This window comes from Ralstonia sp. SET104, assembly GCF_003851545.1.
In the GTDB taxonomy this organism is placed as follows: domain Bacteria; phylum Pseudomonadota; class Gammaproteobacteria; order Burkholderiales; family Burkholderiaceae; genus Ralstonia.
Genome location: NZ_BHVX01000008.1, coordinates 45,011 through 71,186, shown reverse-complemented (window position 1 = coordinate 71,186; position 26,176 = coordinate 45,011). Strand labels below are relative to the sequence as shown.

The 26,176-nt window shown below is 63.8% G+C and carries 26 protein-coding genes and 2 riboswitches; of the genes, 6 read left to right on the top strand and 20 right to left on the bottom strand.

The window, feature by feature from the left end; all coding sequences use genetic code 11:
- Positions 1–13: 13 nt before the first annotated feature.
- The 7 genes from gcvT to PSUB009319_RS12240 form a co-directional block, all read right to left on the bottom strand.
- Complete coding sequence (gene gcvT / locus PSUB009319_RS12265; protein ID WP_124382511.1) at positions 14–1,141, bottom strand: glycine cleavage system aminomethyltransferase GcvT; 1,128 nt, start codon at positions 1,139–1,141, stop codon at positions 14–16.
- A 127-nt stretch (positions 1,142–1,268) separates the two neighbouring features.
- Positions 1,269–1,396, bottom strand: a riboswitch (glycine riboswitch).
- Between the two features lie 12 nt (positions 1,397–1,408).
- Positions 1,409–1,506: riboswitch (glycine riboswitch) on the bottom strand.
- 88 nt (positions 1,507–1,594) lie between these two features.
- A complete protein-coding gene (gene kdpC / locus PSUB009319_RS12260; protein ID WP_124382510.1) occupies positions 1,595–2,209 on the bottom strand; it encodes a potassium-transporting ATPase subunit KdpC in 615 nt (204 codons plus the stop codon).
- A gap of 10 nt (positions 2,210–2,219) precedes the next feature.
- Positions 2,220–4,421 carry a potassium-transporting ATPase subunit KdpB gene (kdpB, locus tag PSUB009319_RS12255; RefSeq protein WP_124382509.1) on the bottom strand — a complete coding sequence of 734 codons (2,202 nt, stop codon included), beginning with the start codon at positions 4,419–4,421 and terminating at the stop codon, positions 2,220–2,222.
- Positions 4,422–4,454: 33 nt separating this feature from the next.
- Positions 4,455–6,227 carry a potassium-transporting ATPase subunit KdpA gene (kdpA, locus tag PSUB009319_RS12250; protein ID WP_124382508.1) on the bottom strand — a complete coding sequence of 591 codons (1,773 nt, stop codon included), beginning with the start codon at positions 6,225–6,227 and terminating at the stop codon, positions 4,455–4,457.
- Between the two features lie 19 nt (positions 6,228–6,246).
- The gene (gene kdpF / locus PSUB009319_RS12245) at positions 6,247–6,336 is read right to left on the bottom strand and encodes a K(+)-transporting ATPase subunit F (protein ID WP_037026363.1); all 90 of its coding nucleotides are present in this window, start codon (positions 6,334–6,336) and stop codon (positions 6,247–6,249) included.
- Positions 6,333–6,458: a hypothetical protein gene (locus PSUB009319_RS23255; RefSeq protein WP_260392964.1), complete on the bottom strand. Its 126-nt coding sequence runs from the start codon at positions 6,456–6,458 to the stop codon at positions 6,333–6,335. Before PSUB009319_RS23255 ends, kdpF begins: the two co-directional genes overlap by 4 nt.
- Before the next feature lie 30 nt (positions 6,459–6,488).
- On the bottom strand, positions 6,489–7,289 hold the full coding sequence (locus PSUB009319_RS12240; protein ID WP_124382507.1) for a TorF family putative porin: 801 nt from the start codon (positions 7,287–7,289) through the stop codon (positions 6,489–6,491).
- Between the two features lie 351 nt (positions 7,290–7,640).
- Between PSUB009319_RS12240 and PSUB009319_RS12235 the strand changes: the two genes are divergently transcribed.
- From PSUB009319_RS12235 to PSUB009319_RS12225, 3 genes are read left to right on the top strand one after another with little or no spacing between them, the layout of a single operon-like run.
- Complete coding sequence (locus tag PSUB009319_RS12235; RefSeq protein ID WP_124382506.1) at positions 7,641–8,612, top strand: chromate resistance protein ChrB domain-containing protein; 972 nt, start codon at positions 7,641–7,643, stop codon at positions 8,610–8,612.
- 22 nt (positions 8,613–8,634) lie between these two features.
- Entirely contained in the window at positions 8,635–9,837 is a 1,203-nt protein-coding gene (locus PSUB009319_RS12230; RefSeq protein ID WP_185453459.1) for a chromate transporter, read from the top strand.
- Positions 9,838–9,850: 13 nt separating this feature from the next.
- Positions 9,851–10,312, top strand: a complete 462-nt coding sequence (locus PSUB009319_RS12225) for a chromate resistance protein ChrB domain-containing protein (RefSeq protein WP_124382505.1) — start codon at positions 9,851–9,853, stop codon at positions 10,310–10,312.
- A gap of 52 nt (positions 10,313–10,364) precedes the next feature.
- On the opposite strand, the gene PSUB009319_RS12220 is transcribed toward PSUB009319_RS12225, so the two are convergent.
- Genes PSUB009319_RS12220 through PSUB009319_RS12205 form a run of 4 tightly spaced genes read right to left on the bottom strand, consistent with a single transcriptional unit; the run spans position 10,365 to position 12,400 of the window.
- Positions 10,365–11,072, bottom strand: a complete 708-nt coding sequence (locus PSUB009319_RS12220; protein ID WP_124382504.1) for an MIP/aquaporin family protein — start codon at positions 11,070–11,072, stop codon at positions 10,365–10,367.
- 5 nt (positions 11,073–11,077) lie between these two features.
- Complete coding sequence (locus PSUB009319_RS12215) at positions 11,078–11,572, bottom strand: arsenate reductase ArsC (RefSeq protein WP_124382503.1); 495 nt, start codon at positions 11,570–11,572, stop codon at positions 11,078–11,080.
- Between the two features lie 10 nt (positions 11,573–11,582).
- Entirely contained in the window at positions 11,583–12,065 is a 483-nt protein-coding gene (locus PSUB009319_RS12210; RefSeq protein ID WP_124382502.1) for an ArsI/CadI family heavy metal resistance metalloenzyme, read from the bottom strand.
- 11 nt (positions 12,066–12,076) lie between these two features.
- Entirely contained in the window at positions 12,077–12,400 is a 324-nt protein-coding gene (locus PSUB009319_RS12205; RefSeq protein WP_124382501.1) for a helix-turn-helix transcriptional regulator, read from the bottom strand.
- A 643-nt stretch (positions 12,401–13,043) separates the two neighbouring features.
- On the opposite strand from PSUB009319_RS12205, the gene PSUB009319_RS12200 reads away from it, so the two are divergent.
- A complete protein-coding gene (locus PSUB009319_RS12200) occupies positions 13,044–14,000 on the top strand; it encodes a hypothetical protein (protein WP_124382500.1) in 957 nt (318 codons plus the stop codon).
- 69 nt (positions 14,001–14,069) lie between these two features.
- On the opposite strand, the gene PSUB009319_RS12195 is transcribed toward PSUB009319_RS12200, so the two are convergent.
- The 3 genes from PSUB009319_RS12195 to PSUB009319_RS12185 form a co-directional block, all read right to left on the bottom strand.
- A complete protein-coding gene (locus PSUB009319_RS12195) occupies positions 14,070–14,447 on the bottom strand; it encodes a RidA family protein (RefSeq protein ID WP_124382660.1) in 378 nt (125 codons plus the stop codon).
- A 195-nt stretch (positions 14,448–14,642) separates the two neighbouring features.
- Entirely contained in the window at positions 14,643–16,022 is a 1,380-nt protein-coding gene (locus PSUB009319_RS12190; RefSeq protein WP_124382499.1) for a nitrate/sulfonate/bicarbonate ABC transporter ATP-binding protein, read from the bottom strand.
- 33 nt (positions 16,023–16,055) lie between these two features.
- On the bottom strand, positions 16,056–17,840 hold the full coding sequence (locus PSUB009319_RS12185) for an ABC transporter permease subunit (RefSeq protein ID WP_124382498.1): 1,785 nt from the start codon (positions 17,838–17,840) through the stop codon (positions 16,056–16,058).
- 260 nt (positions 17,841–18,100) lie between these two features.
- Between PSUB009319_RS12185 and PSUB009319_RS12180 the strand changes: the two genes are divergently transcribed.
- A complete protein-coding gene (locus PSUB009319_RS12180; protein WP_124382497.1) occupies positions 18,101–18,388 on the top strand; it encodes an acylphosphatase in 288 nt (95 codons plus the stop codon).
- Positions 18,389–18,424: 36 nt separating this feature from the next.
- On the opposite strand, the gene ppk2 is transcribed toward PSUB009319_RS12180, so the two are convergent.
- The 6 genes from ppk2 to minC form a co-directional block, all read right to left on the bottom strand.
- The gene (gene ppk2, locus PSUB009319_RS12175) at positions 18,425–19,327 is read right to left on the bottom strand and encodes a polyphosphate kinase 2 (protein ID WP_124382496.1); all 903 of its coding nucleotides are present in this window, start codon (positions 19,325–19,327) and stop codon (positions 18,425–18,427) included.
- 131 nt (positions 19,328–19,458) lie between these two features.
- Positions 19,459–20,316: a 23S rRNA (adenine(2030)-N(6))-methyltransferase RlmJ gene (locus PSUB009319_RS12170; RefSeq protein ID WP_124382495.1), complete on the bottom strand. Its 858-nt coding sequence runs from the start codon at positions 20,314–20,316 to the stop codon at positions 19,459–19,461.
- Positions 20,317–20,376: 60 nt separating this feature from the next.
- Positions 20,377–21,807, bottom strand: coding sequence for a CoA transferase (locus PSUB009319_RS12165; RefSeq protein WP_374704192.1), 1,431 nt, complete (start codon positions 21,805–21,807; stop codon positions 20,377–20,379).
- Positions 21,808–21,888: 81 nt separating this feature from the next.
- Positions 21,889–22,143 (bottom strand): cell division topological specificity factor MinE, encoded by a 255-nt coding sequence (gene minE, locus PSUB009319_RS12160; RefSeq protein WP_024977189.1) that lies wholly within the window; start codon positions 22,141–22,143, stop codon positions 21,889–21,891.
- Between the two features lie 15 nt (positions 22,144–22,158).
- The gene (gene minD, locus PSUB009319_RS12155; RefSeq protein ID WP_124382493.1) at positions 22,159–22,977 is read right to left on the bottom strand and encodes a septum site-determining protein MinD; all 819 of its coding nucleotides are present in this window, start codon (positions 22,975–22,977) and stop codon (positions 22,159–22,161) included.
- Positions 22,978–23,023: 46 nt separating this feature from the next.
- Positions 23,024–23,791, bottom strand: a complete 768-nt coding sequence (minC, locus tag PSUB009319_RS12150; RefSeq protein WP_124382492.1) for a septum site-determining protein MinC — start codon at positions 23,789–23,791, stop codon at positions 23,024–23,026.
- 324 nt (positions 23,792–24,115) lie between these two features.
- Between minC and PSUB009319_RS12145 the strand changes: the two genes are divergently transcribed.
- The gene (locus PSUB009319_RS12145; protein ID WP_124382491.1) at positions 24,116–26,173 is read left to right on the top strand and encodes a bifunctional 2',3'-cyclic-nucleotide 2'-phosphodiesterase/3'-nucleotidase; all 2,058 of its coding nucleotides are present in this window, start codon (positions 24,116–24,118) and stop codon (positions 26,171–26,173) included.
- Positions 26,174–26,176 lie beyond the last annotated feature (3 nt).

Sequence of the window (26,176 nt, the reverse complement as noted above, 5' to 3'; positions counted from 1 at the left end):
GGAATTCGGGGGGTTAGCTGACCAGCGCCTTGCCGTTGCGCACGAACGGCAGTTTAACCACAGTCGCGGTCAACTTGCGGTCGCGAATTTCGACCTGCACATCGGTGCCGATGGCCACGGTTTTGGGCAGGCGCGCCAGCGCGATGGATTGCTGCAGGCTCGGGCTGAAGGTACCGCTGGTGATCTCACCGTCACCAGCAGGCGTAATGACTTTCTGATGAGCGCGCAGCACGCCGCCCTTGTCACGCAGGATCAGGCCAATGAACTGCTCGCGTTGGCCACCGGCCTGCAGCGCCGCCTTGCCGGTGAAGTCGCGTTCGCTTTGCAGATCGACCGTCCAGGCAAGCCCGGCATCGAGCGGCGAAACCTGCTCGTCCATGTCCTGGCCGTAGAGGTTCATGCCGGCTTCCAGGCGCAGCGTGTCGCGTGCGCCCAGGCCCGCCGGGCGCACGCCGGCCTGCAGCAGGCGCTCCCACACGCCGGCGATCTGCGCGGCGGGCACCACCAGCTCGAAGCCGTCTTCGCCGGTGTAGCCCGTGCGCGCAAGCATGATCTCGCCCACGTTTTCAACGGTAACGAAGCCCGCGTTGAAGGGCTTAAGCGCATCGCCCACGGCTTGCGTGCCGGGCAGGGCGGCGTAGGTTTTGGCGCGCGCGTTCGGGCCTTGCACGGCGAGGATGCCCAGCGGCTCGGCGCCTGCGTTGTTGTCGGAGCGGCGCGGCGTGATGGTCACGTCGGTGCCGGCAGCGGCGTTCTGCGCGACGATCCATTCCAGATCGGTCGGGGCGGTGCCCGCGTTGACCACCAGGCGGAACCAGTCTTCGCGGAAGAAGTAGACGATCAGGTCGTCGATCACGCCGCCTTTGGGGTTAAGCATGCAGCTATAGAGCGCCTTGCCCGGTGTTTGCAGCTTGTCGACGTTGTTGGCCAGCAGCCCACGCAGGAAATCGCGCACGCGCGCGCCGGTGAGGTCGACCACGCACATGTGCGAGACGTCGAAGATGCCGACGTCCTGGCGCACGGCGTGGTGTTCTTCAATCTGGGAGCCGTAGTTGACGGGCATGTCCCAGCCGCCAAAGTCGACCATGCGGGCGCCCAGCGAGCGGTGGATGGCATTGAGCGGCGTGTGTTGGAGCGTCATGGAATCTCTCGGCTGAGTGCGCCGCCGGTGGCTTGGGCGCGGCGCATGGATCGGGACCAGAAAAGCAAAAAGGCCACCCGCGCAGCCTGAACCCTCATGGTGACGCCATGAAGATACAAGCCGCGCAGATGGCCCCTCTGTCCTTGGTACCTGAGAGATTGCGAAGCGGGCGCAAACGTGATGCGCGCCGTTCGTGAGCCCCTTCGGTGGGCGCCCGCATTGATCGTGCGGCGCCAGCTCTCCAGAGTGCGGTCGGACGCATGTCCGCCGATCCGCCCGGTCCTTGGTGCCTGAGAGTTTTTGGGTGCTACCCCTTCGGCGGTGCCTTGCCGTGTGCGGCGGGCACGCTCTCCCGGATGGATGGGCGGAATTTACGGAAGGGGGATTGGATTGTCAATTGGGGTGGCACGAAACGAGGGGGCCACCAGGAAGAAAACCGATGGTCCACAAACCTCACTTCAAACCGTCCAGCGCAAGGTTGAGCTGCAGCACATTGACCGTAGCCTCGCCAAACAAACCAAGAATCGGTTCCTTGGTGTTTTCAGCCACCACCTTGCGCACGGTCTGCACCGGCAGGCGACGAACCCGAGCCACCCGCTCAACCTGGTACGCCGCGGCAGCCGGGCTGATCTGCGGGTCGAGCCCGCTCGCAGATGCGGTCACCAGATCCGCTGGAATCAGCGCTGTATTTGCCGGGTCTGCTTCTTTGAGCGCCGCAATCCGTGCCTTGGCAGCCTCCGTCAATGCCGGATGACTCGGCCCCAAATTCGACCCACCAGACGCCGTAGCGTTATACGGATTGGGCGCAGTGGCAGAAATCCGCCCCCAGAAATACTGCGGCTCACTAAAGTTCTGCCCAATCAACGAAGACCCAACAATCTTGCCGCCACGCTCAATGAGCGAGCCCCCGGCCTGCGCCGGAAACAAGCCCTTACCGATGCCCGCCACCACCACCGGATACAGCACCCCGGTAACGAGCGACAGGCCCACAAAAACGACCAGCGCCGCGCGCAGCAGGCCGCCTTGTTGCGGCACATCGGCCTGCACAGGTTGCGTTGTGGTTGCCATCACGTTCTCCTTACACCCAGCCCATTGCGGCCAGGAACATGTCGATGATCTTGATCCCCGGGAACGGCAGCAGCAGGCCGCCCAGCCCGTAGATCAAGAGATTGCGCCGCAGCAGCGCGGCTGCCCCCAGCGCGCGGTACGTCACGCCCTTGAGCGCCAGCGGAATCAGAAACACGATGATCAGCGCGTTGAAGATCACCGCGCTCATCACGGCTGATGCGGGCGTGGCCAGATGCATCACGTTGAGCGCCGCGAGCTGCGGATATGTGGTCGCAAACGCCGCCGGAATGATCGCGAAGTACTTGGCCACGTCATTGGCAATAGAGAACGTGGTGAGCGCGCCGCGCGTCATCAGCATCTGCTTGCCGATCTCGACAATCTGGATCAGCTTGGTTGGGCTGGAATCCAGGTCGACCATGTTGCCGGCCTCTTTGGCGGCCTGTGTGCCGCTGTTCATGGCGACGGCCACGTCGGCCTGGGCAAGTGCGGGCGCGTCATTGGTGCCGTCCCCCGTCATGGCGACGAGGCGGCCTTGCGCCTGCTGCTCGCGGATGAGCGCGAGCTTGGTCTCGGGCGTGGCTTCGGCGATGAAATCATCGACACCGGCTTCAGCGGCGATAGAGGCCGCAGTGAGGCGGTTGTCGCCAGTGATCATCACCGTCTTGATGCCCATCTGACGCAGTTCGGCAAAGCGCTCGCGAATGCCAGCCTTCACGATGTCCTTCAGTTCCACCACGCCGAGCACGCGGTCATTGTCGGACACCACCAGCGGCGTGCCGCCTGCGCGGGCCACGTCATCCACAGCGGTGGAGACGGCTTCCGGAAACTTGCCGGCCAGCAGCGTCACGTGTGTGCGGATGGCATCGGCAGCGCCCTTGCGGATCTGGCGTGCCGTATCGCCCGATGCGCTCTGCCCAACGTTGATGCCGCTCATGCGGGTCTGCGCAGAGAACGCGACGTACACCGGTTGCGTCTTGGCGAGTGCGGCCTCATCGACGGACGCTTCGCCCAGATTGCGCGCCAGCGTAACAATGCTGCGGCCTTCCGGCGTCTCATCGGCCAGCGACGAGAGCCACGCCGCTTCGGCCAGCGCTTTGGCCGTCACGCCCGGCGCCGGGATGAAGCGCGAAGCCTGGCGGTTGCCATGCGTGATCGTGCCGGTCTTGTCGAGCAGCAGCACATCCACATCACCAGCCGCTTCCACGGCGCGCCCCGAGGTGGCGATCACGTTGGCCTGCATCATGCGGCTCATGCCCGCCACGCCAATCGCCGAGAGCAACCCGCCGATGGTGGTCGGAATAAGACACACCAGCAGCGCGACGAGCACGGTGATGGTGATCGGGCTGCCAGACTTCATCGCCTCCACCGAGAACAACGAGTAGGGCAACAGCGTCACGGTCGCCAGCATCAGGATGATGGTCAGACTCACCAGCAGGATCGTCAGCGCGAGTTCGTTGGGCGTCTTTTGGCGCTTGGCGCCTTCCACCATCGAGATCATCCGATCCAGAAAACTCTCGCCCGGGTTGGCCGTGATGCGCACGATGATCCAGTCCGACAGCACGCGCGTGCCGCCCGTCACCGACGAGAAATCGCCACCGGATTCTCGGATGACGGATGCGGATTCGCCCGTGATGGCGCTTTCATCCACCGAGGCCACGCCTTCGATGACTTCGCCATCGCCCGGCACCATATCGCCGGCTTCAATGAGGACGATGTCGCCACGGCGCAGCGCAGTGGCGGCGCGGGGTTCTACGCGGTCACGGCGGTGGGCGTCGGCGAGCACCTTGGCCTGCACGGTGGTCTTGATGCCGCGCAGCGACGCCGCCTGCTGCTTGCTGCGGCCCTCGGCCAGCGCCTCGGCAACGTTGGCAAACAGCACCGTGAACCACAGCCACACCGACACAGCGAGGATGAAGCCCGCCGGCGCTTCGGCCTGACCGCGCAGCGCCATGATCCACAGGATGGTGGTGAAAATGCTGCCGACGTAGACAACGAACATCACCGGGTTCTTGGCCTGCGCGCGCGGCGACAACTTGCGCAAGCTATCGACAATGGCCGGCTTGACCAGCGCTGCGGAAAACATCGACAGCTTGCGCACGTCTTTGGCTGACAGCGGTGCGTGCGTGGTCGTGCGTGCGGACGGCGGCGATGGCTCAAGCCGATGCTTGACCGTACGCACCGCGGGATCAGATTCTGGGTAACGGATCGCCATAAGGCACCTGTTGATATGAGTGGACTGCGCGCGTTAGCGTGCGAGGTGTTCTGCAATGGGGCCGAGCGCGAGTGCCGGGATGTAGGTGAGCGCGCCCACCAGCAGCACCGCGCCGATCAGCAGCACCACAAACAGCGGCCCATGCGTGGGCAGCGTGCCGACTGTTACCGGCAGGCGTTTCTTGGCAGCAAACGTGCCCGCCATGGCCAGCACGGGCACGATGATCCAGAAGCGGCCCAGCCACATGGCAATGCCCAGCGCCACGTTGTAGAACGGCGTGTTGGCAGACAGGCCCGCAAACGCGCTGCCGTTGTTGTTGGCGGCCGAAGAGAAGGCGTACAGCACTTCAGAAAAGCCGTGCGGGCCCGGGTTCAGGATGCCCGCCTTGCCCTGCGCCATCACCACGGCCACTGCCGTGCCCACCAGCACCAGTAGCGGCGTCACCAGAATGACGATGGAGGTCATCTTCATCTCGAACACCTCGATCTTCTTGCCGAGGTATTCCGGCGTGCGCCCGATCATCAGGCCCGCAATGAACACCGCCAGGATGGCGTACACCAGCATGCCGTACAGGCCCGAGCCCACGCCGCCGAACACCACTTCGCCCAGTTGCATCAGAAACATCGGCACGAAGCCACCCAGCGCGGTGAACGAGTCATGCATGGCATTGACCGCCCCACACGATGCCGCCGTGGTGATAGTGGCAAACAGCGCCGACGCCACGATGCCGAAGCGCGTTTCCTTGCCCTCCATGTTGCCCACGGCTTGATCGACACCGAGGTTGGCGAGCATCGGGTTGGCATGCAACTCTGCCCACGCCAGGAAAACAGCAAGCACCACGAACAGCACCGTCATGGCCGCCAGCACTGCCCAGCCCTGACGACGATCCCCCACCATGCCGCCAAACGTAAAGCACAGCGCCGCCGGGATGATGAAGATCGCCAGCATCTGCACGAAGTTGGTCAGCGCGTTCGGGTTCTCATACGGGTGCGCCGAGTTGGCGTTGAAAAAGCCGCCACCGTTGGTGCCCAGCATCTTGATCGCCTCTTGCGAGGCCACCGGCCCCATCGGCAAGGTCTGCGTTTGCGTGGTAGCGCGCTCGGTGACGGGGTTGCCTTGCGCATCCTTGAGCGGATTGCCGCTGGCGTCCAGCTTCGGGTTGTCGTACGTGGTGGCCGTGACGGTGGCCACGTCCTTGTACGCATCGAAGTTCTGGATCACGCCCTGGCTCACGAAGAACACCGACACGACAATCGACAACGGCAGCAGCACATAAACCGTGGCACGCGTGAAATCCACCCAGAAGTTGCCGATGGTGTCGGCCGAGTGGCGCGCAAAGCCGCGAATAAGCGCAATCACCACCGCAATGCCGGTGGCCGCAGACAGGAAGTTCTGCACCGCCAGCCCCAGCATCTGCGTGAGCGTGCTCATGGTGCTTTCACCCGAATAGCCCTGCCAGTTGGTGTTGGCCACAAAGCTGATGGCCGTGTTGAACGATGAATCGGGCGACACCGCACCAAAGCCCTGCGGGTTGAGCGGCAGCCACTGCTGCAACCGCTGCAGCGCATACACCGCCAGCGCGCCCAGCAGGTTGATGACGATGACGGCCACGGCATAGCGCTTCCAGCTCATCTCTGCCTGCGGGTTGACGCCGGCTGCGCGATAGAACAATCGCTCGACGGGGCCAAGCCAGTGCGCACGCGACGGCTTGTCGCCAAACACGCCAGCCATGTACGCGCCCAGCGGACGCGCGAGCACCAGCAACACGACCAGGTAGATCGCAAGCTGGAGGAGGAACGCATTCATGGTCTGCCTCGCGTTGTAGTTAGAAGCGTTCGGGCCACAGCAGCGCCACGAACAGATACACGAGCAGGGCCACCGTGATGGCCCCGGACAGCACGTAGAGCCAGGTCATTGCTGTTTCTCCATCGCATGCGTAGTGGGTTGGTCTTTCGTGGCGAGCCTGCCGGCAAGGGCGAGCAACCCGCCCACTGCCAGGGCCAGCACCGCGAGACCGCCGAGATAGACGGCATCCATGTGCGCCTCCTTTGTCGAGTTCGGGGATGGTCAGAACGTCTTGGTCACGGCCAGCAGCGCCGTGGCCTTGCCCATGTCATTGCCGCGCGTGTTGGTGTAGGCCAGGCGCGAAGCATTGGTGTCGATGTACGCCAGCGATGCCGTCCAGCCATTGCCGAAATCTTTCGTTGCGCCGACTTTCCAATCCGCATACGACGTGCGCACCGCCTGATGCGGCACCTGTTGATAACCAACGTGCAGGTTCAGCGTCAGGCCCCAGAAGCCGGTATCGAAGTTGCCCGACAGATCGAAGTATTGGCTGTGGTGGCTATCTGCAAAACCGAACAGGTTGGAAAACGCGTGCGAGACCTTGAACAAGACCGGGCCATAGCCGATCTGTGCATAACCTTCAGTGGTGTGCGGGCGGGTGTACCCATCGGGGTAACTGCCCGGGTAGGTGTACTGCAGCACGCCCACATCAATGGGCACGTCCTTCATCAGCTCGGTCTTGTAGCCGCCGTAGAAATCCATCTCGATGGGGGCCGACACGTTGGGGTTGGAATCTCCCAGCCAACTGATAGATGAATTCCAGTTGCCGATGTAGAAGCCGTTGGGCAGTGCGTAGTCAACGCCACCTTGAATGGCGGGCCTGTTGTTGGTCTGCATGAGACCGCGATAGCGGTACTGGCTGGCGAGCGTGACGTTGGCCGTCAGCGGGCTCGGGGGTGCCGCAGCGGTTGCGGGCGCAACATCATTGGACTGCGCACGGGCGGCCGCGCCCGAGAGCACTGCGGCACAGAGCGCAACGCCACCGATGACCGTGGCGCGCAAAGAAACCTGCTTGGCTTGCATGGACCTTTCCCTTGTTGTTTTGGGCACCGATCGGCCCGGCGCGTGTGCACGCAACGAGGCGGAAAGCGGCTTGCACGCGGGCTTCCGTCAGGGGGCCGGCGCGCAGTGCAACAGTAGGGAAAGGGGGATAAAAACGGGGTAAAGGTTGGGGCGAGGGGTGTAAACGGTGTGTAAAAACGAAGGCGTGTAAAAACGAGGCGGCCCGCCCACAGCTTCGAGCGCTTGTCGAACAGATCAGCGTGCGCTTGATGGCGGCGGTTATCAGGATTGGCGTGGGGGGTCTGTTATGGCGAAATCTGTAGCGACCTCTACATCGTTGCAGCAGTTCGTACGGCTATCTATGCTGCCGTCATGACTGCCAATTTTGATGCCTGGCTCCTGCTGATCGTCAGCCTGCCCACCGCCAGCGCCACCGCGCGCATGCGGATCTGGCGGGCGCTGAAGGCCATCGGCTGTGCCGCGTTGCGCGACGGCGCCTACCTCTTGCCCGCACACGCTGAGCAGGCAGCACAACTGCGCCGCCTTGCCGACGAGGCCCTGCAGGAAGACGGCCAGGCGTGGCTCCTGCGCGTGCAGGCCCAAGACGCCGCAGAAGACAGCGCCTACCGCGCCTTGTTCGATCGCACCGCCGATTACGTGGACTGGCTGGCCGACCTGGCGGAGGCCCGCAAGACGTTCTCAAGCCTGGGGACGGCTGAACTCAATCGCTTACAGCGCCGCCACGATCGCGCCTACGAGGCCATCCGCAAGATCGACTTCTTCCCCGGCGAGGCGTCCATCCGCGCAGATGCGCAATGGCGTGATTTTGCCGCCGCCGTCGAATCCGTTCAGTCGCCCGGCGAGCCACATGCTGCCGCCGGCAACATTGCGCGCCGCGACCCCGCCCAATACCAGGGGCGCCTGTGGGCAACACGCCGCCACCTGTGGGTTGACCGCGTGGCCTGCGCGTGGCTGATCCAGCGCTTTATCGACCCCCATGCCCGCTTCCTCTGGCTGGAAAGCCCCGCCGATTGCCCGCCCGATGCCCTGGGCTTCGACTTTGACGGCGCCACCTTCACCCACGTTGGCAACCGAGTGTCGTTTGAGGTGCTGATGATCAGCTTCGGGTTGGATGGCAACCACGGGCTGAACAGGCTCGGCGCCGTGGTGCATGCGCTGGACGTGGGCGGCCCCACCGTGGCCGTGCCGGAAGCCAGCGGTTTTGAGGCCATTCTGGCGGGCGCGCGCAAGCGGCTGGCCAATGACGACTCCATGCTGCTGGCGGAAGTCGGCAGCGTGTTGGACTCGCTGTACACCCATTTTTCCGGTAGCCGGAAACCCTAGTTCACACCGTCGGCCCACCACGATGAACACAACCCCGCAAACCATCCCGCCACTGCACGCTGGGCACGAACGCCCGGCATATACGTTGTGGCAACTGCTGCTGTACTTCGCGCGGCTAGGCGCCCTGGGCTTTGGCGGCCCGGTTGCCCTGGCTGGCTACATGCGTCGCGATCTGGTGGAAACCCGCCAGTGGATTACCGAAGGCGACTACAAAGAAGGCCTCGCGCTGGCCCAGCTCGCCCCAGGGCCACTGGCCGCGCAACTGGCGATCTATCTCGGTTATGTGCACTACCGCATCCTGGGCGCGACGCTGGTCGGCATCACGTTCGTGCTGCCATCGTTCCTGATGGTGGTGGCGCTGGGCTGGGCGTATGTGCGCTTTGGCGGGCTGACGTGGATGCAGTCAGTGTTCTACGGCGTGGGCGCGGCGGTCATCGGCATCATTGCCATCAGCGCCTACAAGCTCACCACCAAGAGCGTCGGCAAAGACAAGCTGCTGTGGTTCGTCTACCTGGTCCTGGCGGGCGTGACGGTCGTCACAGAATCCGAGGTGGCGTGGCTGTTTCTGGCCAGCGGTGTGCTCGTGTGGTTCTGGCGCGCACCGCCCAAGTGGCTGCGCCAGGGCAAGATGAACGCGCTGGCAGCAACGCCCATCCCAGCGGCAAGCGGCCTCTTCAGCATGATCGACTGGCCGCTGCTGTCGCAGATTGGCGTGTTCTTTGCCAAGGCCGGCGCCTTCGTGTTTGGCTCGGGGCTGGCCATCGTGCCGTTCCTGTACGGCGGCGTGGTCACCGAGCACCACTGGCTCAATGAAAAACAGTTTGTGGATGCCGTGGCCGTGGCGATGATCACGCCGGGCCCTGTCGTCATCACGGTGGGTTTTATCGGCTACCTGGTGGCCGGCCTGCCGGGTGCCTGTGTGGCCGCGCTTGCCACCTTCCTGCCGTGCTACCTGTTCACGATCCTGCCCGCGCCGTACTTCAAGAAGTACGGCAAGCTGCCAGCCATCCTGGCCTTTGTGGATGGCGTAACGGCAGCGGCCGTGGGCGCCATTGCGGGCGCGGTGATCGTGCTGGCCAAGCGCTCGGTCGTCGATGTGCCAACGGTGCTGCTGGCGCTCGCAACCGTCGTGCTGCTGGTGAAGTTCAAGAAGCTGCCCGAGCCCGTCATCGTGGCGGGCGCAGCCCTGATCGGCTTGGCCGTCTATCCGCTGCTGCATCACTGACAAGGAGGCCGCCATGCAATGGATCACGCGCGAGCGCCCCAAGATCGACCGGATCGCCTGCCCCTGGCTGATCGCCCGCTTCATCGACGAGACTCCCGATTTCCTCTACGTGCCGCCGGGCGATGTGCTGCGCATTGCCAACGAGACGGGCGCCATTCCGTACGACGTTCCTGGCGTGGCGCTCACCCACGTGGGCGAGCTGTGCAGCTTCGATGCCTTCATCAGCACGTACCACCTTGGCGATGATGCCGCCTTGCAGCAACTGGCCCGCATCGTGCGCGGTGCGGATACCTCGCGGCTGGACCTGACACCGCAATCGAGCGGGCTGTACGCCATCTCACTGGGTCTGTCGCAGGTGTTTGCCAACGACCACGAGATGCTGGAGCACGGTCTGGTGATGTACGACGCGCTCTATGCATGGTGCAAGCACTGCCAGGCAGAAACGCATAACTGGCCACCCAGGATGCCCGCGTAGGCAGCGGCGCAGAAACAAGAAAGCCGCCCACGGCGGCTTTCTCTAGCACGCCCTACGTTTTGGGCGCGTGCTCGCCAGACGATTCAATAACATTGGGATGGCCGCTGCGGGCAAGGCGCGGCTCAAGCGCACGATGCAGCAGCACACCAACCACGGCGCCCACGCATTCGGCCAGCACGAACCCCGGCACGCTGCCCGGCGCGATGCCGGCAAAGCTGTTGCTGAACATGCGCCCGAACGCCGCCGCCGGATTGGCGAACGACGTAGACGCCGTGAACCAGTACGCCGCGCCAATGTACGCCGCCACCATGGACGAGGCACGCCCGTTGGGCGCGCGCAGGATGACCAGAAGCAGGCCAGCGGTTGCCACCGCTTCGGCAATCCACTGGCCCGTGCCGCTGCGCACCTTGGTTGACAGTTGCACGATGGTCATGTCGAACATGGCGTGGGCCAACCATGCGCCCAGCACCGCGCCAATCAGTTGCGCAACGATGTACGGCACCAGCGCGGCGCCGGGCAACTCACCGCGCGCTGCCATCACCGCGCTAACCACCGGGTTGAAGTGCGCGCCGCTGACGGGCCCCAGGGTTTCGATCAGGACGTACAGCCCGCCCACTGTGGCGGCCGTGTTGGCGAGCAACGCGATCGCAACGTTGCCACCAGCCAGGCGCTCGGCCATGACGCCTGAGCCGATGACGATGGCCAACAGCAACGCCGTGCCCAGGGTTTCGGCGCAAAGCCGGCTGCGCATGTCCATCATGGTGTTCAGCTCCGCGAAATGCGTTCAAGCGCGGCCTGCAGTTCGGCGTTGCTAAGGGTGTCGAGCGGCAATGCCAGCAGTTGCAGCATGCGGTAGCCAATGGCCTGGCGCGTGAGTTCAAAGGCAAGGCGCTTGCCTTCGTCACCGCCTGCGGCGTTGGACGGGTCGGCATAGCCCCAATGCACCTTCACGGGACTGCCGGGCCAGTATGGGCAGGTCTCGGCTGCGGCGCTGTCGCACACGGTAATGACGATGCGCATCTGCGGTGCGCCGTCGGCAACAAACGCATCCCAGCTCTTGCTGTGATAGCCGGTGGTGTCAATGCCCGCGTTGGTAAGCGCTTCCAGCGCGAACGGGTTGAGGCGCCCGCTCGGTGCGCTGCCTGCACTGTATGCGCGCACGTCTTTGCCAAGCTTTTGCGCCCAGTGGTTGAGCATGCCTTCGCTCAGCACGCTGCGTGCGGAGTTGTGGGTGCAGAGGATGAGGACGTTGGTTGTCATGGGGGCTCGCTCAGCAGCAGGACGATCCGGACTTCACGGCAATGCCGATCGGCTTTCCACGCGGCGTGCGCGGTGGGCAGCAAACGGCACCTTCCGTGGCAGCGTCTGCCTGCTTGCCTTCGCTGAATACCGGGATGTTGTCCAGCGAGTGGAAGTGCTCCCATGCGATGCCCTGCGGGTCTGTAATCCAGTGCTTGTCGCTGCGGGCATAACAGCAGGTGGTTTCGCCTTCGTCCAGCAACGCCATGTCTGCGGCTTCGGCGCGGGTTTTCAGTTCAGCCAGCTCGGCAGCGTCATCCACCTGGAAGCCGAGGTGATCCACGCCAACGGCGCCGCCGCGCGTGGAGATGGCGAAGTTGATGCGCGGGTCGTAGAGCATCCATTTTGCGTAATCGCTTTCTACGCGGGTCGGCTCGGCGGCGAACAGCCTGGAGTAGAAGGCGATGCTCTTGTTGAGGTCGTCAACGTGGACATGGACGTGGAATCGTTTCATGGGGTGCTCCTTCAGCAATTGCAATCGGTGAAACGGGCTTCCAGGCAAGCCTCCCCCTGGCAGCAGTTGGCGCTCAGGAAGCCCAGCAGGGCGTTCATGTGGTCGTACGCGGCGCGATAGATCAGATTGCGACCATCACGCTCCTGCGTTACCAGATGCGCGTTCGTCAGTTCCTTGAGGTGGAACGACAACGTGGCGCCCGGCACGTCGAGCTGTTCAGCAAGGGCGCCTGGCGTGAGGCCAGTCGGCCCGGCCACCACGAGCAGGCGGAACACTTGCAGGCGGATGCCGTGGGCCAGCGCGGCGAGGGAGCGGATAGCGTCGTTTTCTTCCATATTTCCAATATATTCGAAATATATCGTTGCAACAAGGCATCTTGATGTCTTGAAGAGACAGGGGAGCGCCCGTTCTGGCACGGGGCAGGGCTGTTTGCCCACAACCCCATCGCGGGCTCGGTGCCTCACAGTGGGTTTATCGGTTTACTTCTTTATGTATACAGATAGTAGTAATAGATAACGGTGGACAAGTCCTGTGGATAAGTTCCAAAAGCGCTGTTACATCAATGCGTTACAGAACAGACAACCCATCGGACAGCGTGTGCTGCGGTGTGGATGTGTCGGGCAATGGCATTGCACGCGGTCTCTGCGGTTGAACGTTGTTCCCACGCTGTGCGCACGCTAACCCCAAAGAACCAACACGCTTTTCCCTGGAGTTGTTCACAGGGGCCGGTGGAGTTATCCACATCGGGTTCGGCAAACCGTTGTGTGTGGTCTCGGGGCGGCAGCCGCAGCGCTGGCTACGGCGTGAACGCGCTGTTGCAGCAGAAGTGCAGGGCGTGCCTGGGGGCAGGCGTTTGTGTCTGCGCCAACGGCGTGCGCCAGACATCGATTGTTGGCAAGTTGTCACAGGCATGCACCAGCAGGAACTTGCCGAGACGCCTGGGGCTCCTTCCTCCGTACCTTTTGCGGAGAGAACATCATGCGCAGCGTCGTTGCCGTGCTGGCCCTGTCGATGGCCCTGTCGCTGGCGTGCACCAGCGCGGCGGCCAGCGAACCACGCCACTTCCTCTACACCGGATCAGACGAACTCACGCAGATCGAGCCGTTGCTTGCGCGGCCCGATATTGACGGCGTGCAGATCATCTATAGCTGGAAGCAGTTGGAGCCCGTTCAGGGGCAATATGATTTTTCGGCGATCGAGCGCGATCTCGCATACCTGCAGCAGCGGCACAAGAAGCTCTTCGTGCAAGTGCAAGACCGCTTCTTCCTGCCGACAGCGCGCCATATCCCGGCGTACTTGCTGAAGGAGCCTGCCTACACCGGCGGCCTGGTGCGCCAGTCCGATGATTCGGAGGTGAACCCGGGCGGCAGCGGATGGGTCGCGCAGCAATGGAACCCCGCACTGCGCACGCGCTTCCAGGCATTGCTGGCGGCGCTCGCCAAGCAGTTCGACGGACGGATCATGGGGGTCAACCTGCCCGAAACCGCCATCGACATTGACCGCAAGCGCGACAAGACCGGCTTCAGTTGCAACGCCTACTTTCATGCCACGCTGGCAAACATGCGTTTTGCCCGGCAACAGTTCCACCGTACGAACGTCGTGCAATACGTCAATTTCTGGCCGTGCGAATGGGACAACGACCGCGAGTACATGTCACGCCTGTTTGCCGCCGCCGAACAGGACGGCATCGGCTTAGGCGGGCCCGACATCGTGCCGTGGAAGAAGGCGCAGATGAAGAACGCCTACCCGTTCTTCCATCAGTACAAGGGGAAGCTGCCACTGGTGGCAATGGCGGTGCAGGAACCGACGCTGCGCTACGTCAACGCCAAAACCGGCAAGCCGTTCACCCATGACGAATTCGTCGGCTTCGCCAAGGATTACCTCGGCGTGGACGTGATCTTCTGGGCGGTCGATTCGCCCTGGCTCAGGCACTGAACGGGCGGTCCATCTCCACCGTGAGCCAGCTACCGGCAATGGTCAGGGCCGCAGGGGGGCTTCACGGCTTCACGGTCGGTAAGCAACGGCCTCGATCTCGATCTTTGTGCCAACCATGTTGTTCCCCTGCAAGGTCGATCTTGCGGGCTTGTTTTCTGGGAAGAACGCTCCGTAGACGCGGTTGAATGCATCAAAGTCGCGCGCGTCTTCAAGCCATATGGTCACCTTCACGACGTCCTCGAGCGTGCAACCCGCAAGCGCGAGCACGTCGGCAACGTTCTTCAGCGTCTGGCGCGTGTGGGCCTCGATGTCGCCCACGACGATGCTGCCGTCTGCGTGTCTGGCGACTTGACCCGACACGAAAACAAAGTCGCCGGCCTTCGTCGCGCGCGAGCGTGGCAGGCTGTGCGTGCTCGGGTTGCTTTCCGCAAAGTACTGAATCGTCATTGGCGTCACCTCCCCAAGACCCGTTGGGTGCCTCGCGTCAAGAATAGGTGGCCGGATGGCAAATCGCTGCCATGCATTTGCATGAGGTGCCAAAAAGCCGGCCGCAGCCGCAGCAGGCGACAACTCACTGCCTGAGCGTGAAAAGAGCCGCATGACGCGGCTCTTCTTCAGTGCGAACAAGGATGCTGCAAGGCCTCAAGCCCCGCTCGCCCCATCCCCCCCGCCTTCAGCCTCGCGCTCCTCACGCTCTTCGCGTTCCTCGCGGGGCAGGATCAGCATGCCGGTGTTGTACACGTACTCGTACACCTCGCCGTAGCGGCCCCATTCAATGCCGATCTTGAGCACGCGCTCGGCTTCTTCGGGCTTGAGGTAGGCCTCCAGCTCGCGCAACACGTGCTCTTCGCGGATCTCGCCATTTTCGTTGGCGGCCAGTTCGGCACGGATGTGCGAGGCCAGGGCCACGCGCTCCAGCAGCTTCTGACCGAATAGCACTTTGCGCTCAGGCGGTTCGGTTTCCATGTAGGTCTTGCCGAACGGGGTGACGATGATGTCGCCGCGCTCGATGGTGGCCAGTTGCAGCAGGGCCAGCGCTTCACAGGCGGGCAGCAGGTCGTCGTCGGTCACGCCGGCTTCTTCGGCCAGGTGCGGCAGGTCGGCGCGGCCGTTGAACGGGGCTTCGACCAGCAGGTCGAGAATGGCCTCCATCTGGCCGATCTCGGCCTCGGGCAGGCGGTAAGCGAGCTGCTCGGCAGCGGGCTCGACGCCCACATGCACGCCCACGCGCTCGGGCGAGGTCATCAGGCCGTACACCTCGTCGATAAGGTTGCGCACGGCGGCCGAGTCACGATTGCGCGGGCGCGGGAACGGCACGCGCACCTCGGCACGGATGCGCCCCGGATCGCTCGACAGGATGACGATGCGGTCGGCCATCATCACCGCTTCTTCAATGTTGTGCGAGACGATCAGGATGCTCTTGATGTTGGTGCGGCGGTCTTCCCACAGGTCGAGCATTTCGTCGCGCAGGTTCTCGCCGGTCAGCACATCCAGCGCAGAGAACGCTTCGTCCATCAGCAGCAGGTCGGGTTCGGTAACAAGCGCGCGCGCAATGCCCACACGCTGGCGCATGCCGCCCGAGAGTTCGCGCGGCAGGGCGCTGTTAAAGCCCGACAGACCGATCAGGTCGATGGCCTGCTCGGCGCGCTCTTCACGCTCGGCCTTGGCCACGCCTTGTGCTTCCAGGCCCAGCTCCACGTTCTGCTGCACCGTCAGCCACGGGAACAGCGCGAACGACTGAAACACCATCGCAATGCCCTGCACGGGGCCGGAATACTCGCGCCCACGGAACAGCACCTGGCCACGATCGGCGCGCACCAGGCCCGCCATGATGCGCAGCAGGGTCGACTTGCCCGAGCCGGACTTGCCCAGCATGGCGACAATCTCGCCCTGGCGCAGGTTGAGGTCCACGCCCTCGAGCACCGAGCGGTCGGTGTGGTCTGCGGTGCGGAAGATTTTCGAGACGCCGCGCAGTTCGATGACGCTTTCGGCGCTTTGGCTGTGGGTGCCGTTGATAGCCATGGTGGGTTCTCTGCTGAAAAGGTCGTCGTCGTTTTACAGGCGGGTGCGCTCTTGCGCGATGTCATACAGCCGGTTCCACAGCAGCCGGTTGAAGCCGACCACGAACAGGCTCATCACGGCAATCCCGAGTGCGATGCGCGGGAAGTCGCCCTTGGCCGTCATCTCTGCGATGTAGCTGCCCAGGCCCGTGGCCACCAGCGTGCGGTCGCCCCACGACACGTATTCGGAGACGATGCTGGCGTTCCATGAACCGCCTGCGGCCGTCACCAGACCCGTGAGCAGGTTGGGAAACACGGCGGGGATCAGGAAGCGCTTCCACAGCAGCCAGCCGCGCAGGCCGAAGTTGCGGGCAGCCAGTTTCAGTTCGGTCGGGATGGCCGACGCGCCAGCAATCACGTTGAAGAGGATGTACCACTGCGTGCCAAAAATCATCAGCGGGCTCAACCAGATTTCCGGGTTGAGCGCGAAGCGCGCGATGAGCATCACCGCCAGCGGGAACATCAGGTTGGCCGGGAACGCCGCCAGGAACTGCGCCACCGGCTGGGCGATGCGCGCTACGTTCGGGTTCAGGCCGATGCGGATGCCGATCGGCACCCACACCAGGGCTGCCAGCGCAATCAGCAGGATCACGCGCACCATCGTCAGGAAGCCGAGCCAGAACACGTGGCCCACTTCTGCCCAGCCCACCTCGGAGCGCACGAACTGCAGCACGTGCGCCACCGCCACCAGCGCGGCCACGATGATGACGACATCGGCCACGCGGTGCGACCACGGGAAGCGCGGGAAACCGTTGCCGCTGCTGCTGGCGGTCGGGCGCGTGCGCTCGGCACCCCAGGAGAGCGTGCGCTCGGCCAGCGCGGCGGTACGCTCCAGCAGCGCCTTGACCCATTCGGAGCGGCGCAGCAGGTCGAGCAGCCAGGATTGCGGCTCGCGCTCCGACGACATCGTGTCAAAGCGGAAGCGGTCTGCCCAGGCAATCAGCGGGCGGAACAGCAGTTGGTCGTACAGGATGATGCCGATCAGCATGGCCAGGATGGCCCAACCGATGGCGGCCAGGTTCTGCTGGGCGATCGCCAGCGAGATATACGAACCGATGCCCGGCAGCTTGATGTCGTGGCCCGACACCGAGATGGCTTCCGACGCCACCACGAAGAACCAGCCGCCCGACATCGACATCATCATGTTCCACAGCAGGCCCGGCATGGCGAACGGCACTTCCAGGCGCCAGAAGCGCTGCCATTTGGACAGCCGGAACACCGTGGCCGCTTCTTCCAGATCGGTCGGGATGGTGCGAAACGATTGGTACAAAGAGAACGCCATGTTCCACGCCTGCGACGTGAAGATGGCAAAGATGGCCGCGCATTCCACGCCCACCAGGTTGCCTGGGAACAGCGCAATGAAGCCCGTGACCGTAATCGACAGGAAACCCAGCACCGGAATCGATTGCAGGATGTCCAGCGCGGGCACCATCACTTTCTCGGCCGTGCGGTTCTTGGAGGCAATGGCCGCAAATGCAAACGAGAACGCCAGCGACGCGCCCAGCGCCAGCAGCATGCGGATGCTGGTGCGCAGGAGGTAGTAGGGCAGTTCGGCCACGTCCAGGCTCACGTCCAGGTGTTCGCCGGGCGTGTAGGGCACGTTCATCTGCTTGGCGGCATAGGCCACGAGCACGATGGCGGCCAGGATGATCGGCAGCAGCGCCAGATCGAAGCGGTTGGGCGGCGCGGTCAGCAAGTTGCCGAAGTTGACGCCAAAGTTGGTGCCGAAGGTGGCACCCAAGCGGCCCCGGAAAGTGGTTTCGTTGTCGTTTTGCTGCATCTTGGATAACCGGGACGGAAACCGCGGACGAAATTCGGGCGCCTCAGGGCTCAGGGCTCAGAGCCGGGCGCAGTGCGTTGCGCAGGCATTGCTTGGCACCCGTCGGCAAGCCGCCTAGTTTACCTTGCGTAACGTCAGAGCCCGCGCTGCGGTTGTCAGTCTGACGACGTCACATTCCAGAAATGTGACAGAGATGCGACAGCGCCGGTTTGTCATGTTCGATCCAACACATCACCTGCCTTTTTGCTCGGAGACCCGCCATGTCCGCCATTGCGCAAGTGATCGTTATCGTACAGGGCCGGGTGCAGGGGGTGGGCTACCGCGCCGCTTGTGCCGACCACGCTCGCCTGCTGGGCCTGCGCGGCTGGGTGCGCAATCGCCGTGATGGGGCGGTCGAAGCCTTTCTGGCCGGCCCCGAAGCCAATGTGCTGCGCATGCGCGAATGGATATGGGCGGGCCCGGTCTGCGCGCAAGTCACGCAACTCGATGTCGCGCCGGGTGAGCACGAGGCGCCCGTGCCCGGTTTCGAGATCCGCCCCACGGTGTAATTTTCAGCAATCTTTGCGGACGGATCTGCTGGCTGATCAGTACACGTTCGGCACGATCATCTCTTGCGGCACCGGGTGGCGGATGTACTCCGCGTGGTGCACGCGCTCGGGTAGCAGCACTGGAGAATGCGGCACCGGGTGGTAAGGCACCTGGCCGAGCAGGTGGTGGATGCAGTTCAAGCGTGCGCGCTTCTTGTCATCGGCCAGCACGACCCACCACGGCGATTCGGGAATGTGCGAGCGCTCAAGCATCGCCTCCTTGGCGCGCGTATAGGCCTCCCAGCGGCGGCGGCTCTCCAGGTCCATCGGGCTGAGCTTCCATTGCTTGAGCGGATCGTCGATGCGGCTCTGGAATCGCACTTCCTGCTCTTCGTCCGTGACCGAAAACCAGTACTTGACGATCTGGATGCCCGAGCGCGCCAGCATCTTTTCAAACTCGGGCACCGAGCGGAAGAACTCTTCGTATTCATCGTCGGTGCAGAAGCCCATCACGCGTTCCACGCCGGCGCGGTTATACCAGCTGCGGTCGAACAGGACGATCTCGCCAGCCGCCGGCAGGTGGGCCACATAGCGCTGGAAATACCACTGCGTGCGTTCGCGGTTGGTGGGTGCGGGCAGGGCCGCCACGCGGCAAACGCGCGGGTTCAGACGCTGCGTGATGCGCTTGATGGCGCCGCCCTTGCCAGCAGCATCGCGCCCTTCAAAGAGGACGATCAGCCGGTGACCGGTTTCGATCACCCAATCCTGCAGCTTGACGAGTTCGCCCTGCAGGCGAAACAGCTCGCGAAAATACACGCGCCGCGTCTCGCGGGCTTCGTCGCTGATGCCTTTGCCGCCACCGAGCAGGTGGTCGTCGATTTCCATCTCCAGCTCCTCGTCCAGCGTGTCGAGGAGGTCTTCCTGCAGGCGTGCCTGCCGCTCTGCGTCACGTTCACTCATGATGTCCTGCTCCTGCCGATCCTGATGTTGGGGCGCTGCGCGCGGGCGGCGCATTACAAGTCTAAGCCCGACTAGGTAGCACGAGCATGTGGCGGAGGAGTGACATGGAAAAGCGCCGGGCGCCCGTGAACTCAGCTCGACTCGCCTTCCAGCGTGAACTTGGCGCCATCGTCCTGGCCGAGCAGGCGCACCAGCGTGGGCAGGGCTTCCTGCAGTTGCGCCTTCAGCGTCCAAGGCGGGTTGACGATGAACATGCCGCTGCCGTGCAGGCCCAACCCGCCTTCCACCGGGCGCTTGACGGTAAGCGTGACGTGCAGCCAGTCTGTTGGCCGCAACTGCTTCAGGCGGGCGGGAAACTGCGCGGCTTCGCGGCGCTGCACCTGCGGATACCAGATCGCGTACATGCCAGTGGCAAAGCGCTGCAGGCTGTCTTGCAGCGCCTGCACGGTGCGTGCGTAGTCCTGCTTGTCTTCGAACGACGGATCAATCAGCACCAGCGCACGGCGCGGCGGCGGCGGCAGGATCGCCTTGATACCGGCAAAGCCGTCACCGTCGTACAGCATGACCTTGCGACCCGCACCGCGAAAATTGTTGGACAGCACCTTGATCTCGGCGCTGTGCAGCTCGAACAGGCGCAAGCGATCAGCATCGCGCAGCATCTGCCACGCAAGCCACGGGGATCCGGGATAGTGCTTGAGCTGGCCATTGGCGTTCAGTTCGCGCACTTGGTCGAGGTAGGCCTGGAGCAGCGGGGGCAGCGTTTCGCCGGCTTGCGCCGCGCGCCACAGTGGGCCGATACCGGTGTCGAACTCGGCCTTCTTCTGTGCCCATTCGTGGTCCAGCGCGTAGAGCCCCGCGCCGGCATGCGTGTCGATGTACCAGAACGGCTTGTCCTTCTGCGTCAGGTAGTCGAGCAACTGCACGACGATGGCGTGCTTGAGGACATCGGCGTGGTTGCCGGCGTGGAAGGCGTGACGGTAACTGAGCATCGGCGGGCCATGTGCGCGCTGGGTATCCGGCGCAGGCAAAGAAAACGGTAGGCGCGAATGCTACCACCGCGCGGGGTGCGTCCCCAGCGGTACGGCAGGCAGCGTCCAGTGCGGCGGCGTGTCGGAAAGCTGCCCCGCGTGGCGCAGTGCCGTGAGCATGCCGAAGCCGGAGGGCGTGGTCTCCAGATACGTGCCAATGTCTTCGTAGCGCGGGTCGTGCGCGTCAAAGCCGTGCGCAACGCGACCAAAGCTGCGCAGCCAGCGCGCCGTTTGTGCCAGCGACACGCGCACGTGCCAGCTTCCGCCCTCGGTCATGCGGCGCGCGAGGGCCGCCATTGCGCCAGCGGCCATCAGGTAGCCCGCGCCGTGGTCCAACGCCTGCGCGGGCAGCGGGCGCGGCTTGACGTCGCTGGCTGCTTCGGCTTCAGCCCAGTTGAAACCGCTGGCGGTCTGCACAAGCGAATCGAAACCGCGCCGATTGGCCCACGGCCCGTCATCGCCATACGCACACAGGCTCACGTAGACGATGCCGGGGCGCAATGCCGCAACCTGTTCCGGGCCGAACTGGAGCGACGCCAGGCCGCCCGGCCGATAGCCCTGCACGAAAATGTCGGCGTCGCACAACAGGGCGCGCAGTTGCTCCGCGCCGGTAGCATCGCGCAAGTCGAGCTGTGCCGAGCGCTTGCCGCGCCCGGTATCAATCACCAGCGGCGGCACAGCGGGCAGATGCGGCCCCGTGACGAGCAGCACGTCCGCCCCGTGGGCAGCCAGCGTCCGGCCGCAGACGGGGCCGGCAATCACGCGCGTGAGGTCAAGTACGCGCACGCCGGAAAGCGGGCGCCCATCGGCATGGGCGTGCAAGGGCCGCGGTGGCGCATCGCCAATGCGCTCGATGGTCATGAGCGGTTGACCCGCGAGGGCGATGCCTTGCGAATGGTGATCCCACTCTTCAAACGTGCGCGCTGCGGTCACGACCATGCCCGCCTGCGCCGCAGCCTCTTCAAACGCTTCCGCCTTCCATTGGTTCAGCGCAGCAGCCACGGCTTCGCGGTCATATGCGCAGCCGAGCAGCTTGAGCACGCCATCGCGGTGATGCGGGAAGTTGGTGTGCAGGCGCACCCAGCGGCCATCGGCGCAGCGGTACAGCCCGGCGATCTTGTCCCACGGCTCGGGCGGCAGTTGGCCATCGACACGGAAGTAGCGCTCGGAGCGAAACTCCAGCGCAGCGTGGTGCATCTCTACCGATACGGTTTGCTGGCGCCCCGTGCGCAGCGTGTCGACGTGCGCGGCGGCCAGGGCGGCGGCGGCAATGGTGCTCTGCGCCAGCGTGCCCACCGCGAACGACGAGGGCAGAGCAGGCTCGACACCCGTCAGCGTCACGCGCGACAGCACGTCGGCTGGCTGGCCGAGCACGGTCCACAACTGGCTGAGTGCTCCGGTAGGGCTGACAGTCTGCATAGAACGATCAACCTCTTTGGCGGGTGACAGCAGACGGGACTGTTCGATGCGGCCGCCGAAGCACCGGCGGGCCGCATCATTCGCGTCAGGTAACGACGATGCAGGCGAAAAGACTCAGGCCTGCGGAATCTCGATCTTCACTTCGAGCACTTCCAGATTGTCCTGACGCTCGAGGTTGACCTTGATGTCGTCGTTGCCGATCTTCACGTATTTCGAGATCACGGCCACCAGCTCGCGTTGCAGCGCGGGCAGGTAGTCGGCAGGCGCACCGCTGGCGGTGCGTTCATGGGCGAGGATGATCTGCAGGCGTTCCTTGGCGACGGTTGCAGTCTTCTTCTTCTCGCCCAACAGGAAAGACAGAATCGACATGTGTGTGCGTCTCCTTTACTTGCCGCCACCAAACAGGCGTTGCAGAAAACCAGGCTTCGCGTATTCCACGTAACGCAGTTCCTTTTCCTTGCCCAGGAAGCGGTCGATCACGTCGTGGTAGGCGTTGGCCACATCGGAGCCTTCCAGGTGGATGGCGGGCACGCCCTGGTTGGACGCTTGCAGCACGGCTTCCGATTCCGGAATCACGCCGATCAGCTTGATGCGCAGGATTTCCTGAATATCCGTGAGCGACAGCATCTCGCCTTCGGACACGCGCTTCGGGTTGTAGCGTGTGAGCAGCAGGTGTTCCTTGATCGGGTCTTTGCCTTCCACCGCGCGGCGCGACTTGGACGACAGGATGCCCAGGATGCGGTCGGAGTCGCGCACGGAAGACACTTCCGGGTTGGTCACGACAATGGCTTCATCGGCAAAGTACATCGCCATCAGCGCGCCCGATTCGATACCGGCAGGCGAATCGCAGACGATGTATTCGAAGCCCATTTCCTTCAGGCCCTCGATCACCTTCTCGACACCTTCACGCGTGAGCGCGTCTTTGTCGCGCGTTTGCGAGGCGGGGAGGATGAACAGGTTCTCGCACTTCTTATCCTTGATGAGGGCCTGGTTCAGATTGGCCTCGCCGTGGATCACGTTGATCAGGTCATACACCACGCGACGCTCGCAACCCATGATGAGGTCGAGGTTGCGCAGGCCGACGTCGAAATCGATGACGGCAGTCTTGTGACCGCGCAGCGCAAGGCCGGCGGAAAACGCCGCACTGGTGGTCGTCTTGCCGACGCCGCCCTTGCCGGAGGTGACTACGATGATCTTGGTCATGGCTCGTATATCTGTGAGTTAAATCGCTCGGCACGCACGCAGCGTGTTATTTCATCCGCAACGGTTCGAAAACCAGCGTGTTGTCCGCGAGCCGGACCTGCGCAGGCTTGCTGGCGTAGGGCTCCGGCCACGGGGTTTCGCCGGTGCGGTAGATGCCGGCGATGGAAATCAGTTGGGGCTCCAGGCACGTGCAGAAAATGCGCGCGTCCAGGTTGCCCTTGACGCCCGCAAGCGCGCGGCCGCGCAGCGAGGCATACACGTAGATGTTGCCCTCGGCGATCACCTCGGCGCCGTCGCTCACCAGATCGAGCACAACAAGGTCGCCCCGCGTGTAGATGCGCTGGCCGGAACGCAGGGGGCGGTCGATGATCATCGTGCCGGGTTGCATGGCCGCGACGTCGACGGCCGGAACGGCAGGGGCTGCGGCGGCCTGTGCGTGCTCGGGAGCCTCCTGGCTGTCATCGCTTTCCTTGGCGTCTTTCTCGCTGCGCTGGCGACGGCCGTGGCTATCAAGCAATGGCAAACCAAAGGCCTGGGCCCACTCGGCCTGCTCGGGACTGGCGACCACGCCGATCGCGCGGGCGCGCAGCGCAGTCAGGGTCTCCACCAAACGGTCGATGGGCAGGCGCTCATCCTCGGCCAGGCGGCGCACGTCGATGGCGATCACGTCGTTGGAGAAAAACTCCGGCGTGTCGGCAAAGCGTCGCGTGAGTTCGGCGGCCAGCGCGTCCATGTCGGCGGTGCGCGGCGACAGCAGCAGGGCGTCGACGGTGCCGCTGCGAATCTCGAACAACGGCGCTTTCTTCTGAGACATAGAACAGCTACGCGGAAAAATGGGCTCATTCTAACGTTGTTGACGAAACGCCTTGAATTTTTTGGCCCCCTCGATCCGCCGTCCGGCTGAGATGCGCGACCGGCGCAGTTCTCCGCGCTGCCGACGCCGCGCGCAAATGTCATGCGATGGTCACGGCATCGTCATGCACGCTTTTGATACTTCTCCGCTTCTGGGCCCCCGGCACAGTCTGTTGTTCTCTCGTGTTGCGCAAACGGTTATCTACCTGCGCGCGCGTCCTCCGCTTCATCGGCAGTTCGCAGTCTGTAGTTCGCATACCAAAAAATAGACTTCAGGGAGAAGTTCATGCGAGTCCGACCGTTGTGTTCGGCGGCGTTGCCGCTTGCTGTTTTTTTGTCGATGTCATTGGCTGCCTGTGGCGGCAGCGATGATTCGCCCACCACCGGTTCGACCGGTAACACGACCCCGGCTGGCACCAAGGCCACGCTGGCCGTGCTGGAAACAACCGACCTGCACACGAACGTGCTGTCGTACGACTACTTCAAGCTCGCGGCCGACAACTCGTTCGGTTTCGAGCGTGTGGCGACGCTCATCAATCAGGCGCGCACGCAGTTCCCGAACACGCTGCTGCTGGACAATGGCGACACCATCCAGGGCACTGCGCTGTCGGACTACCAGGCCATGGTGAACCCCATCACGTGCAGCCAGACGCTGGCGATCTACAAGGTGATGAACGCAGCCAGGTACGACGGCGGCGGTATCGGTAACCACGAGTTCAACTACGGCCTGCCATATCTGTCGCAAGTCACGGGCAACACGTTCAACGTAACCGGTATGCCCGATCCGGGCGCGCAGACCAAATGCGCGGGCCCGAGCTTCCCGCAGGTGCTGGCCAACGTGATGAGCGCGAAGACCAATGCGCCGTTGTTCCAGCCGTACACCATCATCACCAAGACCGTGACGGCCACGGCGCCGGACGGCAGCACCATCAGCGCACCGGTCAAGGTCGGCATCATCAGCTTTACACCGCCCACCATCACGAGCTGGGACAAGCGCTGGCTCGACGGCAAGGTCTACACCGTCGGCATCAAGGAAACGGCTGCCAAGTACATCCCCGAGATGCGCGCGAACGGTGCCGACCTGGTGGTGGCCATCTCGCACGGCGGGCTGGACAACTCGACGTATTCGCCGACGATGGAAAACGGCAGCTGGTGGCTCTCGACCGTGCCGGGCATCGATGCCATGCTGATCGGCCACTCGCATCAGCTCTTCCCGGATGCGAAGAGCACGGTAACCCAGTTCAATCTGCCGGGCGTGGACAAGGTCAACGGCACCGTGAACGGCGTGCCGACCGTGATGGCCAACTACTGGGGCAAGCACCTGGGCGTGATCAAACTGGGTCTGACGTTCGACGGCACGAACTGGGCTGTCGACAAGACGCAGACCACGGTGGAAGCGCGTTCGATCCAGAACGCCGACAAGACTTACGTGGCCGCCGACCCGACTGTCTCGGCCGCCATCGCCACAGAACACCAGGCGACGATCAACTACGTGAAGACGCCGGTGGGCAGCACGGACTTCAACATGAGCACGTACTTTGCCGACGTGGGCGACCCGGGTGCGATCGAGATCGTCAACCAGGCGCAGGCCGATTACGTGTCGGCATACATCCAGGCGAACCTGCCGCAGTACGCATCGCTGCCGGTGCTGTCGGTCAGCGCGCCGTTCAAGAGCGGCTTTGGGGGCGGCACGGACTTCACCGACGTGGCCGCAGGTCCGCTGGCGATCAACAACGCGGCCGACCTGTACCTGTATCCGAACACGGTCTACGCGGTGAAGGTGGCCGGCTCCGACATCAAGAACTGGCTGGAAACCGCGGCCAAGCGCTTCAACACCATCGACCCGACCAGCGCGACGGTGCAGAAGCTGGTGAGCACGTTCCCCGGCTACAACTTCGACATGTTCACCACGCCCGACCTGACGTATGAGATTGACGTCACGCAGCCGGTAGGCAGCCGCATCAAGAATCTGCTGTACAAGGGCACACCGATCGATCCGGCAGGCCAGTTCATCGTGGCCACTAACAATTATCGTGCGAGCGGTGGCGGCAACTTCCCCGGCCTGGATGGCAGCAAGACGATCTATGCGTCGCCGGATGCCAATCGCGATGTGCTGATCAGCTACATCAAAAAGCTCGGTACGGTAACGCGTGCCACCAACGGCTCGCAACGCAGCTGGCGTTTCACGAAGCTGGCGACGTCGGTGGCGCAGGTGCAGTTCTCGTCAGCGCCCAACAAGCAGACCAACGCCACGGCTGCCGGCATCACCAACGTCACGCAAGTGGCCGCGGATGACGGCTCGGGCAAGGGTCTGGCGGTGTACCAGATCGACCTGACGCAGTAAGCA